Below are 14989 nucleotides of genomic sequence, written 5' to 3' on the forward strand. Positions count from 1 at the left end.
CAGGCTGTCGTTCTCCCGCGTGAACGCCCGCTCGAACCAGCCGTCGAGCTCGGCCAAGGCGCCGCGCTCCCAGATCGACGGGGTGTCACGCAGCAGCACGATCACCACGCCGCCGGTCGCACCGAACCCGCGCAGGCGCGACATCTTCCACGCCCGCCCGATCTTCAGCACCTGGTGCTCGGGCCAGTACACGGCGTACGTCATCGCCAGCCGCGGCATCGCCGGGGCGCTCACGCTGCGAGCCTCGGGGGAGTGGCCGACGCATTGCCGGCGTCGTCCAGCCACACGTCGCAGCCGTACACGGCATGGGCGGTGATAGGGACGAGTCGCGGGTTGTCGGACTCCTTGAGCACCAGGCCGACCATGCGAGCCGAGACCGGGTTCGCGTGGCACCAGCCGTGGCAGCCCGTCGTCCCCGAGCCGCACAACAGCACGGCGTTCGAGACCTCGTCGCCGCCGCGGCGGGACCGGAGCTTGCGATGGTGGCGCGAGCCGCCGGACCAGATGACCACGCCGCAGCGTGCGCACCGCTGCCTCTCGCGGGTGTCGATCTTTTCGTTCCGAGCGGTCAGGGCCAGCCCCGTCAGGCGGAGAGGCCGGGCCGGCTTGTGGTGGGCGCTCACTCGTCACCGCCCTCGTCGTCGGCGGCGTCGTCGGCGGCGGGCGCCGGGTCCGGCACGGGGATGAGACTCTCTTCGACCTCGGACACGCCATAACCCCACGCGGCCAGCTGGGCGAAGTACACGCCGATCTGGCCGTCGACCCTCTGCCAGGGGCTGGCCGTCAGGTTGTTCTCGTTGTCGAGGACTGCCAGCGCGGTGAGGATCCGTTCGGCCTTCGCCGGGTTGGTGGCGAGGTGCTCGGCGATCTGGTCCGGGGCGCTGCTGAAGCGGGAGAACTTCATGCCAAGCATCGCGGCCCCGCTCTCGGTGACCTTCGACGGGAGCGCCTCCATGCCGCCGAGGGCAGCCGATGTGGCCACGAACTCGAGACCGCTCGGGCGTTTCGCTCTCTGGAAGAAACCCGCCAGCCATTCGGCGCGGACCTGTGCCGCCGTAGCCAGCGCATCCAGACGCGCGCGCCTCAGGTAGTCGTCGGCTTCGCGCTTCGCGGCCTGCGCGGCAGCCTCAGGCGTTATCTCCTGTTTGGCGTATTGCAGCTCCACCAGGTCACCGACATGCTCGGAGAGGACGAACCACTGCAGCTTCGCCCAGTCGCGATAGCTACCACCGACGATGGCGTAGTCCGAAATGACTCGAGCGGCGAGATGTACCGGGTCCGCAACATCAGCGGGAGCAGCGGGCACGGTCGGCGTCCCCGGCAGGGCAAGCCCTCCAAGCCTCTTCACCTCAGGCTCGCCCTCGGCCAAGTCTGCCCAATGTCCACCCGCCGGCTTGAGCACGCGTGCCCCTGCAGCCTCTGCCTCTTCGGTGAGAAGCGCACGGTGGGCCCTCAGCTCTCGGTTCTTGGTGAGAGTGGCCACGAGGTGGTCAAATCGTGACGGGTCCGACTCGGCCATCTTCCTCAGCTGCTTCACCGCGTCGGGGTCATCATCGAACTCGACCATCGTCGCGGCCTGATCGAGCGTGACCTGGTGGCCGTTGAGTGCGGCGGCTGCGGCCGCGTTGCCGGCGACGGCCAGCGCCTTCTTCACCGTCTCCTTCTTGGCACCGGTCTTCTTCGCGATCTCGCTTGCCGGGACGCCGAACAGCGACAGCTGCTGGAACGCGGCGACGTGCTCGGCCTCGGTCAGCCCGGCGCGCTGCTCGTTGACCGCGATCTGGTCCATGATGCGGGCGGTGTCGTTGGAGTTGCCGTCGCGGACGAACACCGGCACCGTGGCCAGGCCTGCCTCGACCGCGCCGAGAGTGCGGCGCTGCCCGTCGACGACGTTCAGCCCGCCGGCATGGTTGCGCTCGACCAGGAGCGGCACGAGTACGCCGACCTCTTTCAGGTGCGCGACCCACTCGGCCGTCACCTTCGTGTCTGCCCGCACATTGGCGTCGATGACCAAGTCACCCGGTGCGACGTGCTCGATTGTCTGCGTCATGATTTCCCTCTGTTTGTTGGTGGTGCCGGTCCCGCTCATGCGGCGTCCCGGAAGATCAGTTCGTCCTGGTCGAAAGCGACCAAGCCCAGCTCCTGGCGGATGCGCAGCACCGTGCGGTCTGCGATCTGCAGGCGATCGGCGATGAGCTGGTCCGAGTAGCGCTGCGCGTGCAGCCGGGTCACAGCGGCGCGGCGCTCGAGCGGGGTGAGGCGCACGTGGTCGCCGGCCACGGCCAGTTCCACTGCGGTCCCGTCGACGCCATCCGCCGGCTCGGCCGCGCCCGTGAGGTTCGGCTGCTCGCGGGGGTCGTCGATGTCGTCCCACGCGAGAGGGCCGACCCAGCCGTGCGCCCAGGCGATGGCACGCGATCGGTCCGCGCGATTCCCCGTCCGGGGTGTGGACCAAAGCTCGTCGAATAGCTCGCGGGTCGCCTCGTATGTCGCAGCCTTGACGCGCGACCGGTGCCCCAGGATGAGCCGGGAGAGGTTCGACACCATGACGCCGAGACGGTCAGCGAGCATCGATTCCGTGTAGCCGATCGCGACCAGGGCCTGCAGGCGACGCATGGTCCCGATCGCCGGGAGCAGCGCCGCCTCGATTGCCTCAGGAGTCAGGGCGAGGATCCGCAGCGCGACGCTCTCGAGCACTGTCCGCTGTTCGAGGTCGCGGCTGCCTTTGCTGGCGCCGCGCGGTCCGTAGTAAACGTCGAGCATCGCGGAGCGTGAGACCTGCGCCGCATCGGCGATGCGCTCAAGCCCGTACCCCGCGTCGCGCAGCGCCATCATGTGCTCGCGAACAGGCGCGGCCGGCACGCGAGTCGGTGCGATGGTCTCGCCGCGGCCATAGGCGCGCAGTCGGGACCGCCGACGCTGGCGCTCCATCTTGCGGAGGTGCTTGCATCCCTCGCAGCGGCAACCGTGCTCGCCCCAGCACCCCTCAAGGTCGTGGGCGTGATCAGCGGGGCACACGACGGTCTCGCGGTCGCGAGTCGGCGCATCCGTCACCGTGCCGGCACGCCACGCGCTCAGGTAGTGCATCCGGCACATGAGACGCGCGGTCACCTTGCGGCCACAGCCATCGAGGCTGCACAGCCCGGCGATCACGCCGGTACCTCATGCGTGCACTTCGCCGTGAGCATCTCCTTGAACCGGGGCATCTCCTCGTCGGTGATGCCTCGGCAGGTCACGCCCTGGCGAGCTTCAGTGTCGCGAGCCCTTTTGTTCGGCGTGAATTTCTTCCAAGCGTCCTCCGCTGACGCAGCGCAGATGGTGCCGTCGATGCGCACGGAAACGAGCGATCCGTCGACGCATCCGCAGGGGCTGATCAGGAGCCAGAACTTAGGGACGACGAGAGCGATTGTGGATGAGGGGATGGTCACGAGCAGGCCTCCTCGATATAGCACTGACTGCAGTCACGAGCGATGGCGATCGCGCGCTCGAACTCCATGCGCAGCAGCGCCTGGTGGCTCTCGCACGGCGCGAACATCGGCGCGGTCATGACTTGTGCTCCGCCCGGAAGTTGGTGTTCAACGAACGGAGGATGTCGATGTCCTCAGACAGCGACTTGCGCACTTCGCGGGCGTACTCGAGGGCCAGCTCGCACGTGTCGACCCACTCGCCGGCCGTGATCACCGACGCGTCGGCCTCCTGCTCGACGCGTCGGTCGTCGGCCGTCTTGCCCGCGGCTTTCATCCGGGCGTACCCGCGGGCGACGAGCAGGGTGCGCTTCGCGTCCTTGAGCGCCTTCGACCGGGTGTTGAGGATGGCGGGGGCGTCGGCAAGGATCCGACGGGCCAGCAGCAGCGCGCCGGCGGCCTGGACGGGCGTCGGGAACATGGCCAGCAGCTCGTCCTCGTTGAGGTCGGCGAGGTTCAGCGGCACCAGCTGCGTAGACGGGTCCTCGTCCACTTCACCGGTCGCGGGGTTGACCGCGACGTCGAGGCTCATGCCGCCGACCGTTCACGCGAGCGGCGCGCGGCCGCGGCGACCTGAGCGGGTGACGGGGCAGGGCGCACTGCGGCGACGACCGGGGCCGGCGCTGCGGGCTCGGGCACGGTGGCAGCGGCCAGGATCTCGGTGCGCCGAACCTTGAACGCCCGCTCGAGCGGGACCGTCACGGCTCGCGCCTTCCTCGCGGCCGCCCACAGTGAGGCGACCTCATCGACCGTCGCGGCGCTATCCAGTTCGACATCCCAGTTGCGGTCGGCCGGTGCTGCCTTCTCGACGACGGGCGGTGCGATCATCCGCTCGGCACCTGAGGGCTTCGCCGCGATGAACTCGGGGAACGCCCGGAGGTACGCCATGCGGGCGGCAGCGGCACCGAACAGTGCGTGCGGCGACCGGTCCCATGCCTCACGCCATTCGTCGACGGCGGGCAGGCTCTCGTCCCAGCCGATGACGACGCGGATCGGGACCACGAAACCGGCGCGGTGCACGGTGGCTGACGCGAGCAGCGGGTGCGGGTGCTCCTCGGTAGGCAGCAGGTACTCCGCCCAGCTGGCGCCGTCGTTTGAGAACGACTGCTCGAACCCGCGCCACTCGCCGGTCTGCGCCGCCAGCACGCGGTACTCCGCGATCGTCTGGGCAATCTCCTGGATGTCGGTGTCGCTCATGCTGCTGCCGCCTTCGTGTCGGGCGCCTTGAACGCCAGGGTGTTCGAGATCTTCTTCTTGCTGTAGAGCGTCAGGGCGACCGCGGCCGCGTCGTCGGCGCGCTTCCGCAGCGCCAGCCACGCCTCGTGCGACTCGGGCTCCGCGGCCTTCCACGCGTCCTCGTCCAGCACCGGCTCCGACTTGACCGTGTACCCGAAGCCACCACGCGAACCGGACCGCTTGAGCCCGTGCACGTCGGCGTCGGGCGTCGCGGCGATGTAAGCCCGGATGACCTTCTCCGCGACCTTCTCGTCTTTCGTCGCGAGCGACTTACGCTCCTTCGCGTCGGCCCACGCGGTGAGCGAATCGTCGAGGTCGTCGGGGATGTCGTCCAGCTCGGGGGCGCCGGCCTCTCGCCACGCGATGAACGCGTCAGCCTGGGCGACGAGGAACGCAATGCGGGCGTCGTCGCGCTCGATCCATACCTCGGACGGGTAGTCGAGAGTGGCGTAGCCGTCCTCGCCGAGGACCTCCCACACGTACAGCCAGCGCTCAGCGCCGCGCACGTAGATGTTCCACTGGCACTGGTCGTAGTGGTCCGGCGGCGCGTCCATGCGGGTCCAGCCGAAGGCGTGCGACTTGACCTCGACACCGAACGGGGCGCCGTCCGCGCCGATGCCGTCCGGGGTGCCGCGGTGCAGGGGGAACTCGGGGTGCGCGAACAGGGTCGAATTGGGGATGACGCCGTACTGTCCGTCCGCCCACTCGAGCAGCACGGGCTCGCGCTCGTGGCCACGCTTCGTGTGGCGATTGCCCCGGAACGTCGAGCCGTTCAGCTTGTCGGTCAGGATGCGGCGCCAGGTCTTCCGGCCGCCGGTGGCGATGTCGTGGATCTCGGATGCGGTGACGCCCTCGGCGCGGAAGCCGTGCCAGATTTCCTCGCTGTCGGCCTGAGAGGCCAGCGCGATCGCGGTGTGACGGGTCTGGGTGATGACGCTCACAGAGAGAGTCCCTTCTGGATGAGCATGCCGAGGATGAAGAGGAAGAGGACGCTCGAGCAGGCGAGCCCGAACCAAAACGGGGCGACCGAGTAGACCGCCGGGTAGGTTGCGCGACGGCGCTTCGGGTGGATCATTCGCGGCCTCCGCTCGGGCCGAACTCGACCGTGACGCCCGAGTCGCGGAACTTCTTCGCGGCGTCAGCGAGCGGGTCGCCGATCCCGAAGTCGAAGTCGAGGGTGGCGTCATCGAGGCGGATCGCGCGGCAGCGGCCCATGATCTCGAGCACCTCGTTGATGTCGTCGCGGTCGAGGACCGGTTCGGCGAACAGGACGCCGGCGGTGGGCGTGTACGTGTCGCCTTCCTGGCCGTGGTCGACCTTCACGCTCGGCGAGTTGATGACCATGATCACCAGGTGCCGGTCGTCGGGGTGCTTGACCAGCTGGCCCTGCAGCTTGTCCGGCCCCTGGCGATCTGCGTCGGGCAAGCTGCCCGAGAGTTTGACTCCCATGAGGGGTCCTTTCGTTTGGTAGGTGGGCCCGCTCAGCGCGGGGAGGTGGCTTTGACGCAGTAGAGGACGGTGCCGAGGAGTAGCGCAGCCAGCCCGAGGTGGATGAGGACGCCGATCACGCTGCGTTCCGTCCGGCGAGATCCCAGACCTGGGCGCGGTAGTTCGACTTCGTGCGCCGGAACAGGCCGTCGACGAGGACGACGCGGCCGGCCTCGGCCAGCTCTGACCTCGCGGTGCGGAGGCGCTGCGGGGAGAAGCGCACACCGTGTTTCGCGGCGAGGGCCGTCAGCTCGTGATCGGCCAGGCTGCCCTCCGCGGTCAGCAGCATCAGGACCGCCGTCTGCGACTCGGGCAGGGCTACGGCCCGGCCGGCGTCGACGGACGTAACCGGGTGAGAGGACTGGGCGCGCGGCGATGCGCCGTCCAGAGCCATGCTCACGGTCGGGCCGCCTCGACCGTGAAGTTCGCCCGGGCCATGTTGCGGGTGGCCATATCCCCAGACGAAAGAGCGGCCATCATCGCGCTGTCCGGATTGACGACGAACCCGGGAAACGCCGGCGAGCCCATCCGAACCACGAGTTTGGGAGTCGAGCCGCCTCGGGCCGACCGAGAGTGACGAGCGAATTTGACTGTTTTCTGAACCATGAGAAGTGCCCTTTCGATTGGTTCGATTCCGCATCGGCGCACGCCGGCGGATACCCCTCAAGGCGAGAGGCAAGAATGTGGGGCCAGATCGGCCCCGAGGGGCGACCGCTACTAGGCGGCCGCGGCGGGGATCAAGTACTCATCCCGCCTGGCGGCGATACGCACGAGCAGATCGTCGTACGTCGGGCCGCCCGGGCGAACTGCGCGCCGTGCTGCTTCTTCGAGGGGGTACGTGTAGAGCACCCGGTAGCAGTCCGACAGGACGACCGCGGCCGCCATGATGCACTCCTCACGGGTGGGCATTACGCAGCCTGCGCAACCGGTTCGGCAGCGCCGATGTCGATTGCCCCGGCGGTGACGATGTCGAAAGCCTCACCGAGTCCGAGTCCGAACGCATCGCAAAGGCCGGCCATGAAAGAGCCAGACGGCTGCCCGCCCTTGGCGATGCGGTCCAGAGTGGATCGGTCTGTTTGCACGAGCCGCGCGAACGCTTCGTAGCTGTTGATCCCGCGGGTTTCGCGGAGACGATCGATGAGCCCTGGCTTGATTTTGATGGCGACCGACACGTCCACCTCCTGTTGTGATTTTGATTCGGTATGTAGTGAATGTACACCAGAGAAAACCACAGTGGAGCGTTGACGCTACGGCGTGTTGCATAAACGCGCAAGGGGCACCCGAGTTGTGGGGGTAAAAGCTTCCACTCTGTTGCATAAGTGCTACATTGATTGCATGACGCAGACACTTGTTGACTTCCTGCACGCCGCGACTTCGGGGGCAAGTAACCGTGCAATGGCCGAACGAATCGGCATGACCCACACCACGCTCAAGGCTCAGCTCGCAAGCGACAAGACGCCTGGCGAGACGGTCTCCATGCTCTGCCGCGCGTACAGCATTCCGTTCGCCGAAGCGGCCATCGCCGCCGGGTGGACGACGCAGCAGGAGATCCGCAGCTTTGGGGGCACGCTCCACCTCGCGAGCGTGAGCGACCTGGACCTCTCTAAGGAGCTACTTCGCAGAGTCGCCGCAGGCTCCGCGACCTCCGCCATCACAGAGCCAGCCGCCGAAGAGCTGATCAACGATGTCCTACGCGAGGTGGAAGATGCTCGGGAGAAGGGTCGGCAGTCGGACTACGCCGTCGCAGCAGATGATCATGAAGACGAAACACCAGGAGGCGACGATGCAGACGACCGGGCGGGCCTATGACCCACACGAGCACGCATCGCAGCTAGGCATCAACGTGGTCTACCGGAAGCTCCGCACGGCCAACGGACTATGGATTCCCGAACTGAAAACCATCTGCCTGCAGTCCCGCATGAGGACCATCCACGAACGGTCGGTGCTCACCCACGAGATCGGACACGTCCTGCTCGGTCACACCAACGCAACGCCTCGGCAGGAAATTCAGGCCGACCGATGGGCAGCACGCAAACTCATCGACCACGCTGAGCTTGAACGCGCGGCAGCGGTCACCGACGACCCTGGCATCTGGTGCCACGAACTCAACGTCTCCGCCAAGATCCTCAGCCGCTATATGAAGGACAGCCGAGCATCATGAAGCTCCACGCCGTTCCAGACACCCCGCCCCGCGCGGTCCTGTACTTGCGCCAATCCGTGTACCGCGACGACTCAATCAGCATCGAGATGCAGGAGTCCGCCGGCCGCGACTACTGCGATCGCATGGGCTACGACATTGTCATGGTCGAGGCGGATCAAGGTTTGTCCGGGCGCAAGTGGGACAACCGACCCGCTGTGAAACGCGTCATCGACATGATCGAGGCCGCCGAAGCCGACGTCGTAATCCTGTGGAAATGGTCGCGCCTTTCGCGCAGCCGGCGTGACTGGGTCCTCGCCGCCGACCGGGTCGACGTCGCCGGCGGTCGCATCGAGTCGGCCACCGAGCCGATCGACACCGCAACCGCATCGGGGCGGTTCGCCCGTGGCGTGATGACGGAGTATGCGGCATTTCAATCCGAGCAGATCGGCGAGCAGTGGGAAGAAGTGCGCCAGCGACGGCTCCGCTTGGGACTCCCGACGTCCGGACGGCTCCCATGGGGGTGGCGCCGCACCGACGCCGGAATCGAACCCGACCCAGAACAAGCCCCAGTGGTCGTCGAGATGTACCGCAAGTACCTGGCTGGCAACGGCTCAGCCGCCATCTCCCGCTGGATGAACGCCCAGGCGATACCGTCGCCCAACGGCGGGACGTGGAACCGTGTGCGGCCGTTTACAGTGATGGACTCACCCATCCACGCGGGCAAGGTCCCTTACCGTGGCGAGGTCTACGAGGGCCAGCACGAAGGGATCATCGACCAGGCGACGTGGGACCAGTACCAAGCCATGCGGAAAGATCGAAGGGGGACAGGAGTCAAGCCCCGCCAGTCCACCTACCTACTCTCCGGCCTCGTGCGCTGCTCGTGCGGATTGCGAATGAACGGCAAAGGCGCGGTGACGGGCGGCATCTGGTACGGCGGATACATCTGCACCTCAATGGACCCCAACCACGGCCGCAACTACGTGTCCGCGAAGAAGTTGGAACCGCTCGTCCAGACGTGGCTTCAATCCCTGGCGGAGGAACTCGACGCCGCGGTCGACCTTGCACCGAAGGTCGAAAACGAATCCACCCTCGAGCGGCTCCTGGCCGAACAGAACGCGCAGCAGCGCCGCATCGACAAGCTGACATCCCTGTACATCGACGACAAAGTTTCCGACGCCTCCTACGCGTCCGCGCGATCCGAAGTCGAAGCGAGACAGGCCGAACTCCGCGGGCAGATCATCGAGGTAAGAACGGTCCTCGAAGGCGTGCCGGATGTTTCTCGAGACCTGGTCCGAGACATGGTGCGCGACTGGGACCTCTTCGACGTGGGTGGCCGGCAGGAGCTGCTCGGCACCGTCCTGCGGCGCGTGCAGCTGGACATCGACACGGACTCGGCCAGCTTCGATTCCCGGTGGGGACACTCGTCGCTCTTGCACTGGTAATCGTGATCCTGCGCGGTGACGAGGTGCGCGGCATCCTCACCGAGCTGGTGCGCAGTGCCCTCACCGTCGGCTGACCGCGACCGGGGCAGCGTCACCGCGGAGTTCGCCGCAGCCCTCCCCGCCGTGCTCGTCGTGCTGGCCTGCTGCCTGGGCGCCGTCCAGGTGGTCGGCCAGCAGGTGCGCCTGTCGGATGCGGCCGCCGACGTGGCCCGGCTCTTGGCCCGCGGCGACAGCGCGGCCCCTGCGGCCGGGCTGCTCGCGTCGGTGGGGCCGGGCGCCGCCCTCGCCGAGGAACGCCAGGGCGACTTCGTCTGCGCCCGGCTCAGCGCCCCGAGCGCCTTCGCCCCGTTCGCGGCCGCGGGCCTCACCCTCGCCGCCCGGTCCTGCGCCCTGACCAGCGACATTGCGGGAGCCGCTCCGTGACCCGCCCGCGGCGCGCCGACCCGCCGACCGGGCCCGGCGCTTCCGGCCGGGCGCCCCGGAGGCCCAGCGGCGACGGCGGTTCCGGGTCGATTCTTGTGGTCGCGCTCCTCGGTGCGCTCTTCACGATCACCGCCGTGCTGATCCCGGTGTTGGCGCTGCTGCCGGTCAATCAGGCAGTGCAGGGCGCAGCGGATGCGGCGGCGCTCGCCGCGGCCGATACCGCCTCCGGTCTGCTGCCGGGAGTGCCCTGCGAAACGGCGGCGCGGGCAGCCCAGCTGAATGGCGCCAACCTCGTCGCCTGCACGGTCGACGGCCTCATCGCCACCGTGTCGGTGTCTCGTCCGATGGGTGTGGTGACGTTGGGTTCCCGGGCGCGAGCCGGTCCGGCGCCCTAGCCGCGCGCGATCACACGGGCTCGCAAGCCGAAACGCGGGTCGGGCGCCGCTTCGCGGCTGGCGCGCCACCCGCGAACCGGCGCGGTGCCCGCGAAACGGCCTAGCCGGCCGCCGCGGGAGTGTCGAACAGTGCCTCGAGGTAGCGGTAGTCCACGGCGGACGGTTGGTCGGGATGCTCGGTGGAGTCGAATTCCAACCCGGCGCCGCGTGCATAGAGGTAGCGCTTGCCGTGGTCGGCGGGAATCTCGAGCCGGGGCCTGGGATCACCCGACTCCAGGAACTCGGTGGTGACGGTTTTGCCTTCTAAAGGGCCGTCCGTGAGTTTCGCGGTGTACGTGCCCTGCTCTGGTGTACCCATACCTCCATTGTCCGACTGTGCGCGAAGGAGGCAACCCCCAAAACCGAACCGCCGGCCAAACCTGACCAACCGTGCACCGCATCCGCAAAACTCGCCGACACGGGAACTTCACGCCGCGGTCACGCCTTGCGGCACCCCGAACGGGGGCTACCGTGGAAGTGATCGGGGGCACTCACACTCGGACTCGATAGGCGCACACTCGATTCCTGTGTGTATGGTGTGGCTTGGTCGTTACACAGACCGTTACCTATAAAGAGGAGTCTGGTGCCAGGCACTAAGAAGCTGGTCATTGTCGAGTCGCCGACGAAGATGAAGTCGATCGCCGCCTATTTGGGCGACGGATACGAGGTTTTGTCGTCGGTCGGTCACATTCGAGACCTGATCGAGCCCAAGAATCTGCCGCCGGAGCTGAAGAAGGGCCCGCTGGGCAAGTTCTCGGTTGACGTCGACAACGGTTTTGAACCGTACTACGTCGTTTCTGACGCCAAGAAGAAGACCGTCAGCGACCTCAAGCGAGCTCTGAAGAACGCCGACGAACTCCTGCTCGCAACTGATGAGGACCGCGAAGGCGAGGCCATTGCCTGGCACCTGCTGCAGGTCCTCCAGCCCAAGGTACCGGTCAAGCGGATGGTCTTCCACGAGATCACCAAGGACGCGATCATCGCGGCCACCAACAACACCCGCGACCTCGACACCGCCCTGGTGGATGCGCAGGAAACCCGCCGCATCCTCGACCGCATCTACGGCTACGAGATCTCGCCCGTGCTCTGGCGCAAGGTGGGCCCCGGCCTCTCCGCCGGCCGGGTGCAGTCCGCCGCCACCCGCCTCGTCGTCGACCGCGAACGCGAACGCCTCGCGTTCGTCTCCGCCGGCTACTGGGACCTGATCGCCCAGCTCGCCCCCGGCGCAACCGCCGACAACGGCTTCCAGGCCAAGCTCGTGCGCCTCGGCGGCGAACGCATCGCCACCGGTGGCGACTTCGACGACTCCGGCAAGCTCAAGCCCAAGGTCGTCGCCGCGACGCTCGACGAGGCATCCGCCCTCGCCCTGGCCGACGCCCTCAAGGCGCCCGGCGTGCCGATCACCGTCACCAAGGTCGCCTCCAAGCCCTACCGCCGCAGCCCCGCCGCGCCGTTCACCACCTCGACCCTGCAGCAGGAAGCCGCCCGCAAGCTGCGCTTCACCGCCCGGCAGACCATGAGCGTGGCGCAGTCGCTGTACGAAAACGGCTACATCACCTATATGCGAACCGACTCGCCGTCGCTGTCGCAGCAGGCCATCAGCGCCGCCCGCAAGCAGGCCGCGTCGCTGTACGGCGCCGAGACCGTGCCGAGCAGCCCGCGCCTGTACAAGGGCAAGAGCAAGAACGCGCAGGAGGCCCACGAGGCCATCCGCCCGTCCGGCGACACCTTCCGCACCCCGTCGTCGCTGTCCAGCACCCTGCGCGGCAACGACTTCAAGCTGTACGACCTGATCTGGAAGCGCACCGTCGCCAGCCAGATGGCGGATGCCACCGGTTCGACGGCGTCGGTCACCATCGCCGCGGGCCCCACCGGGCAGGCGGCGCACCCCGCCGCCTCCGAGGCGCTCGCAGAGTTCGCCGCCAGCGGCACTGTCATCACCTTCCGCGGCTTCATGCTCGCCTACGAGGAGTCGAAGGATGAGGAGCGCAACGCTCCCACCGACGCCACCGAGTCCAAGCTGCCGCCGCTGGAAGAGGGCCAGAAGCTGAACCTCGTCGAGGTGGAGGCCAAGGGCCACGAAACCACGCCCGCCGCGCGGTACACCGAGGCCAGCCTGGTGAAGAAGCTCGAAGAGCTCGGCATCGGCCGTCCGTCCACGTACGCGTCGATCATCTCCACCATCACCGACCGTGGCTACGTCACCCCGCGCGGCCAGGCGTTGATCCCCAACTGGATCGCCTTCTCGGTGGTGCGGCTGCTCGAGGAATTCTTCTCCGACCTGGTGGAGTACGACTTCACCGCGGAAATGGAAGACGACCTCGACCGCATCGCCGGCGGCACCGCCGACCGGGTGGACTGGCTGACCAGCTTCTACTTCGGCTCCGACAAGCACCGCGGCCTCCGCCAGGTGGTCGACAACCTCGGCGAGATCGACGCGAAGTCGATCAACTCGATCCACATCGTCGACGACATCACCCTGCGCATCGGCAAGTACGGCCCCTACCTCGAGGTCGTCGACCCCGAGGCCGGGCCGGATGTCACGCCCCGCCGGGTGAACATCCCGCCGGACCTGGCACCGGACGAGCTCACCCCCGCCAAGGCCCGTGAACTGGTCGACGCCCCGGTCGTGACCGACCGTGTCATCGGCGTGAACCCGGACAACGGCAAGGAGATCGTCGCCAAGGACGGCCGGTTCGGACCGTACGTGACCGAGCTCGAGCCGCCGGCCGACACCGACGGACCCGGCGAGACGGTCGACCCGCTCACCGGCGAGGTCACCTCCCTGGCCGATGCCACCGCTCCGGCCGCCGCATCCGCTGCCGGCGCGAAGCCCAAGCGCAAGGCCCCGGCCAAGAAGGCCGCCGCCGCGGTGAAGCCGCGCACGGCGTCGCTGTTCAAGTCGATGGACCTGGCCACGGTCGACCTCGACACCGCGCTGGCGCTGCTCAACCTGCCGCGCGTGGTGGGCCTGGACCCCGAGACGCAGACCGAGATCCTCGCCCAGAACGGCAAGTTCGGCCCGTACCTCAAGAAGGGCGTCGACACCCGCTCGCTCACCAGCGAGGACCAGATCTTCGAGATCGACCTGGCCGGCGCCGTGGACCTGTACGCGCAGCCGAAGTACGGCGCCCGCCGTGCCTCCAGCGCGCTCAAGGACTTCGAAGAGCCCGACCCGGAGAGCGGCAAGGCCATCAAGATCAAGGACGGCCGGTTCGGCGCCTACGTGACGGATGGCATCACCAACGCCACCATCCCCAAGGCCGAGAGCGTCGAAGAGGTCGACTACGAGCGTGCCGTGCAGCTGCTCGCCGACAAGCGGGCCAAGGGCCCGGTCGTCAAGCGCGGCGCCGCGAAGAAGGCTCCGGCCAAGAAGCCGGCCGCCAAGAAGCCGGCCGCCAAGAAGGCCCCGGCCAAAAAGGCTGGCGCGGTCACGAAGGCCGCCGCCAAGCGGGCTCCGGCCAAGAAGACCGGCACCTCCACCGCCACCCCGGGTGTGCGCGCCGAGCGCACCCCGGAGCAGAAGGCCGCCACCGCCGCGAAGGCAGCGGCGACCCGTGCGGCGACGGCAGCAGCGAAGGCAGCCGCGCAGTCGTGACGGACGCCGTTACGCCCGGCCTGTTCATCACCCTCGAGGGTGGCGACGGGTCGGGCAAGAGCACCCAGGCGCGGTTGCTGGGGGAGTGGCTGCAGGAGCAGGGACACACCGTGGTGCGCACCCGGGAGCCCGGCGGCACCGAGGTCGGCGTGGAGATTCGCGAGATCGTGCTGCACCACCGCGGCGAGGTCTCCCCGCGCGCCGAGGCCCTGCTGTACGCCGCCGACCGCGCCCAGCACATCGCCACGAAGGTGCGCCCGGCGCTGGCCCGCGGCGAGATCGTGCTCCAGGACCGCTACCTCGACTCATCCGTCGCCTACCAGGGTGCCGGCCGGGTGCTCGGCGGTCCCGAGGTGCGCGACCTCTCGCTCTGGGCGGCCGAAGGGCTGCTGCCGCACCTCACCCTGCTGCTCGACCTCGACGAGACCGCCGCCCGCGGCCGCCTCGACGCCGCGAACAAGGTCTTCGACCGGCTCGAAGCCGAGAAGGGCGAGTTCCACGCCCGCGTGCGCGCCGCCTTCCTCGAGCTCGCCGCCGCCGAGCCCGACCGCTTCCTGGTGCTGGATGCGTCCCTCCCTGTCGACGAACTCGCCGCCCAAATCCGCACCCGGGTAGCCGCCCTCCTCTAGCGCCCAGCTCCCGCGAGTTGCCACTTGAGGCCCCCTCGCGAGCACCCAATGGGCCTCAACTGTCATCTCACCCCCACGCACCTGCGCGAGTTGCCACTTGACGCCCTTTGGTAAGCACCCAATGGGCCTCAACTG

Annotated in this window: 22 protein-coding genes; 8 read left to right on the forward strand and 14 right to left on the reverse strand. The window is 68.2% G+C overall.

Going from position 1 to position 14989, the window contains the following annotated elements:
- Positions 1 to 230 precede the first annotated feature (230 nt).
- The 13 genes from ACU5E9_RS16520 to ACU5E9_RS16580 all read right to left on the reverse strand — a co-directional run bounded on the left by ACU5E9_RS16520 (position 231) and on the right by ACU5E9_RS16580 (position 7360).
- The gene (locus ACU5E9_RS16520) at positions 231 to 623 is read right to left on the reverse strand and encodes a hypothetical protein (protein ID WP_456810982.1); all 393 of its coding nucleotides are present in this window, start codon (positions 621 to 623) and stop codon (positions 231 to 233) included.
- Positions 620 to 2050 (reverse strand): ParB/RepB/Spo0J family partition protein, encoded by a 1431-nt coding sequence (locus ACU5E9_RS16525; protein WP_456810983.1) that lies wholly within the window; start codon positions 2048 to 2050, stop codon positions 620 to 622. Before ACU5E9_RS16525 ends, ACU5E9_RS16520 begins: the two co-directional genes overlap by 4 nt.
- A 35-nt stretch (positions 2051 to 2085) precedes the next feature.
- Entirely contained in the window at positions 2086 to 3153 is a 1068-nt protein-coding gene (locus ACU5E9_RS16530) for a hypothetical protein (RefSeq protein ID WP_456810984.1), read from the reverse strand.
- Positions 3150 to 3428, reverse strand: coding sequence for a hypothetical protein (locus tag ACU5E9_RS16535; RefSeq protein WP_456810985.1), 279 nt, complete (start codon positions 3426 to 3428; stop codon positions 3150 to 3152). The genes ACU5E9_RS16530 and ACU5E9_RS16535 overlap by 4 nt, the downstream gene beginning before the upstream one ends.
- Positions 3425 to 3547 carry a hypothetical protein gene (locus ACU5E9_RS16540; RefSeq protein WP_456810986.1) on the reverse strand — a complete coding sequence of 41 codons (123 nt, stop codon included), beginning with the start codon at positions 3545 to 3547 and terminating at the stop codon, positions 3425 to 3427. Before ACU5E9_RS16540 ends, ACU5E9_RS16535 begins: the two co-directional genes overlap by 4 nt.
- Positions 3544 to 3996 carry a hypothetical protein gene (locus tag ACU5E9_RS16545; RefSeq protein WP_456810987.1) on the reverse strand — a complete coding sequence of 151 codons (453 nt, stop codon included), beginning with the start codon at positions 3994 to 3996 and terminating at the stop codon, positions 3544 to 3546. The genes ACU5E9_RS16540 and ACU5E9_RS16545 overlap by 4 nt, the downstream gene beginning before the upstream one ends.
- Positions 3993 to 4661 carry a hypothetical protein gene (locus ACU5E9_RS16550; RefSeq protein WP_456810988.1) on the reverse strand — a complete coding sequence of 223 codons (669 nt, stop codon included), beginning with the start codon at positions 4659 to 4661 and terminating at the stop codon, positions 3993 to 3995. The genes ACU5E9_RS16545 and ACU5E9_RS16550 overlap by 4 nt, the downstream gene beginning before the upstream one ends.
- Positions 4658 to 5641, reverse strand: a complete 984-nt coding sequence (locus tag ACU5E9_RS16555; RefSeq protein WP_456810989.1) for a YqaJ viral recombinase family protein — start codon at positions 5639 to 5641, stop codon at positions 4658 to 4660. Before ACU5E9_RS16555 ends, ACU5E9_RS16550 begins: the two co-directional genes overlap by 4 nt.
- Positions 5638 to 5775, reverse strand: coding sequence for a hypothetical protein (locus ACU5E9_RS16560; protein ID WP_456810990.1), 138 nt, complete (start codon positions 5773 to 5775; stop codon positions 5638 to 5640). The genes ACU5E9_RS16555 and ACU5E9_RS16560 overlap by 4 nt, the downstream gene beginning before the upstream one ends.
- On the reverse strand, positions 5772 to 6149 hold the full coding sequence (locus ACU5E9_RS16565) for a hypothetical protein (protein ID WP_456810991.1): 378 nt from the start codon (positions 6147 to 6149) through the stop codon (positions 5772 to 5774). Before ACU5E9_RS16565 ends, ACU5E9_RS16560 begins: the two co-directional genes overlap by 4 nt.
- 115 nt (positions 6150 to 6264) lie before the next feature.
- Positions 6265 to 6588, reverse strand: coding sequence for a hypothetical protein (locus tag ACU5E9_RS16570; RefSeq protein ID WP_456810992.1), 324 nt, complete (start codon positions 6586 to 6588; stop codon positions 6265 to 6267).
- Between the two features lie 317 nt (positions 6589 to 6905).
- Positions 6906 to 7073: a hypothetical protein gene (locus ACU5E9_RS16575; RefSeq protein ID WP_456810993.1), complete on the reverse strand. Its 168-nt coding sequence runs from the start codon at positions 7071 to 7073 to the stop codon at positions 6906 to 6908.
- A 23-nt stretch (positions 7074 to 7096) separates the two neighbouring features.
- Entirely contained in the window at positions 7097 to 7360 is a 264-nt protein-coding gene (locus ACU5E9_RS16580; protein WP_456810994.1) for a helix-turn-helix domain-containing protein, read from the reverse strand.
- A 163-nt stretch (positions 7361 to 7523) separates the two neighbouring features.
- Here ACU5E9_RS16580 and ACU5E9_RS16585 point away from each other — a divergent pair, with 163 nt between their 5' ends.
- Genes ACU5E9_RS16585 through ACU5E9_RS16610 form a run of 6 tightly spaced genes read left to right on the forward strand, consistent with a single transcriptional unit; the run spans position 7524 to position 10588 of the window.
- Entirely contained in the window at positions 7524 to 7997 is a 474-nt protein-coding gene (locus ACU5E9_RS16585) for a hypothetical protein (protein ID WP_456810995.1), read from the forward strand.
- Positions 7972 to 8349: an ImmA/IrrE family metallo-endopeptidase gene (locus ACU5E9_RS16590; RefSeq protein ID WP_456810996.1), complete on the forward strand. Its 378-nt coding sequence runs from the start codon at positions 7972 to 7974 to the stop codon at positions 8347 to 8349. Before ACU5E9_RS16585 ends, ACU5E9_RS16590 begins: the two co-directional genes overlap by 26 nt.
- Entirely contained in the window at positions 8346 to 9770 is a 1425-nt protein-coding gene (locus ACU5E9_RS16595; protein WP_456810997.1) for a recombinase family protein, read from the forward strand. Before ACU5E9_RS16590 ends, ACU5E9_RS16595 begins: the two co-directional genes overlap by 4 nt.
- Positions 9740 to 9844, forward strand: a complete 105-nt coding sequence (locus ACU5E9_RS16600) for a DUF4244 domain-containing protein (RefSeq protein ID WP_456810998.1) — start codon at positions 9740 to 9742, stop codon at positions 9842 to 9844. The genes ACU5E9_RS16595 and ACU5E9_RS16600 overlap by 31 nt, the downstream gene beginning before the upstream one ends.
- A complete protein-coding gene (locus tag ACU5E9_RS16605; protein WP_456810999.1) occupies positions 9825 to 10193 on the forward strand; it encodes a TadE family type IV pilus minor pilin in 369 nt (122 codons plus the stop codon). Before ACU5E9_RS16600 ends, ACU5E9_RS16605 begins: the two co-directional genes overlap by 20 nt.
- On the forward strand, positions 10190 to 10588 hold the full coding sequence (locus ACU5E9_RS16610; RefSeq protein ID WP_456811000.1) for an Rv3654c family TadE-like protein: 399 nt from the start codon (positions 10190 to 10192) through the stop codon (positions 10586 to 10588). The genes ACU5E9_RS16605 and ACU5E9_RS16610 overlap by 4 nt, the downstream gene beginning before the upstream one ends.
- Positions 10589 to 10688: 100 nt before the next feature.
- On the opposite strand, the gene ACU5E9_RS16615 is transcribed toward ACU5E9_RS16610, so the two are convergent.
- Complete coding sequence (locus ACU5E9_RS16615; protein WP_456811001.1) at positions 10689 to 10946, reverse strand: hypothetical protein; 258 nt, start codon at positions 10944 to 10946, stop codon at positions 10689 to 10691.
- 264 nt (positions 10947 to 11210) lie between these two features.
- Here ACU5E9_RS16615 and topA point away from each other — a divergent pair, with 264 nt between their 5' ends.
- Entirely contained in the window at positions 11211 to 14225 is a 3015-nt protein-coding gene (gene topA / locus ACU5E9_RS16620; RefSeq protein WP_456811002.1) for a type I DNA topoisomerase, read from the forward strand.
- A complete protein-coding gene (gene tmk / locus ACU5E9_RS16625) occupies positions 14222 to 14854 on the forward strand; it encodes a dTMP kinase (RefSeq protein ID WP_456811003.1) in 633 nt (210 codons plus the stop codon). The genes topA and tmk overlap by 4 nt, the downstream gene beginning before the upstream one ends.
- Positions 14855 to 14989: the final 135 nt, after the last annotated feature.

The organism is Cryobacterium sp. AP23 (assembly GCF_054075385.1).

Bases quoted from the DNA above. Each gene is read 5' to 3' on its own strand.
- ACU5E9_RS16525 (WP_456810983.1), bottom strand. From the start codon at position 2,050: ATGACGCAGACAATCGAGCACGTCGCACCGGGTGACTTGGTCATCGAC.
- ACU5E9_RS16540 (WP_456810986.1), bottom strand. From the start codon at position 3,547: ATGACCGCGCCGATGTTCGCGCCGTGCGAGAGCCACCAGGCGCTGCTG.
- ACU5E9_RS16545 (WP_456810987.1), bottom strand. From the start codon at position 3,996: ATGAGCCTCGACGTCGCGGTCAACCCCGCGACCGGTGAAGTGGACGAG.
- ACU5E9_RS16550 (WP_456810988.1), bottom strand. From the start codon at position 4,661: ATGAGCGACACCGACATCCAGGAGATTGCCCAGACGATCGCGGAGTAC.
- ACU5E9_RS16560 (WP_456810990.1), bottom strand. From the start codon at position 5,775: ATGATCCACCCGAAGCGCCGTCGCGCAACCTACCCGGCGGTCTACTCG.
- ACU5E9_RS16565 (WP_456810991.1), bottom strand. From the start codon at position 6,149: ATGGGAGTCAAACTCTCGGGCAGCTTGCCCGACGCAGATCGCCAGGGG.
- ACU5E9_RS16575 (WP_456810993.1), bottom strand. From the start codon at position 7,073: ATGGCGGCCGCGGTCGTCCTGTCGGACTGCTACCGGGTGCTCTACACG.
- ACU5E9_RS16585 (WP_456810995.1), top strand. From the start codon at position 7,524: ATGACGCAGACACTTGTTGACTTCCTGCACGCCGCGACTTCGGGGGCA.
- ACU5E9_RS16590 (WP_456810996.1), top strand. From the start codon at position 7,972: ATGCAGACGACCGGGCGGGCCTATGACCCACACGAGCACGCATCGCAG.
- ACU5E9_RS16595 (WP_456810997.1), top strand. From the start codon at position 8,346: ATGAAGCTCCACGCCGTTCCAGACACCCCGCCCCGCGCGGTCCTGTAC.
- ACU5E9_RS16615 (WP_456811001.1), bottom strand. From the start codon at position 10,946: ATGGGTACACCAGAGCAGGGCACGTACACCGCGAAACTCACGGACGGC.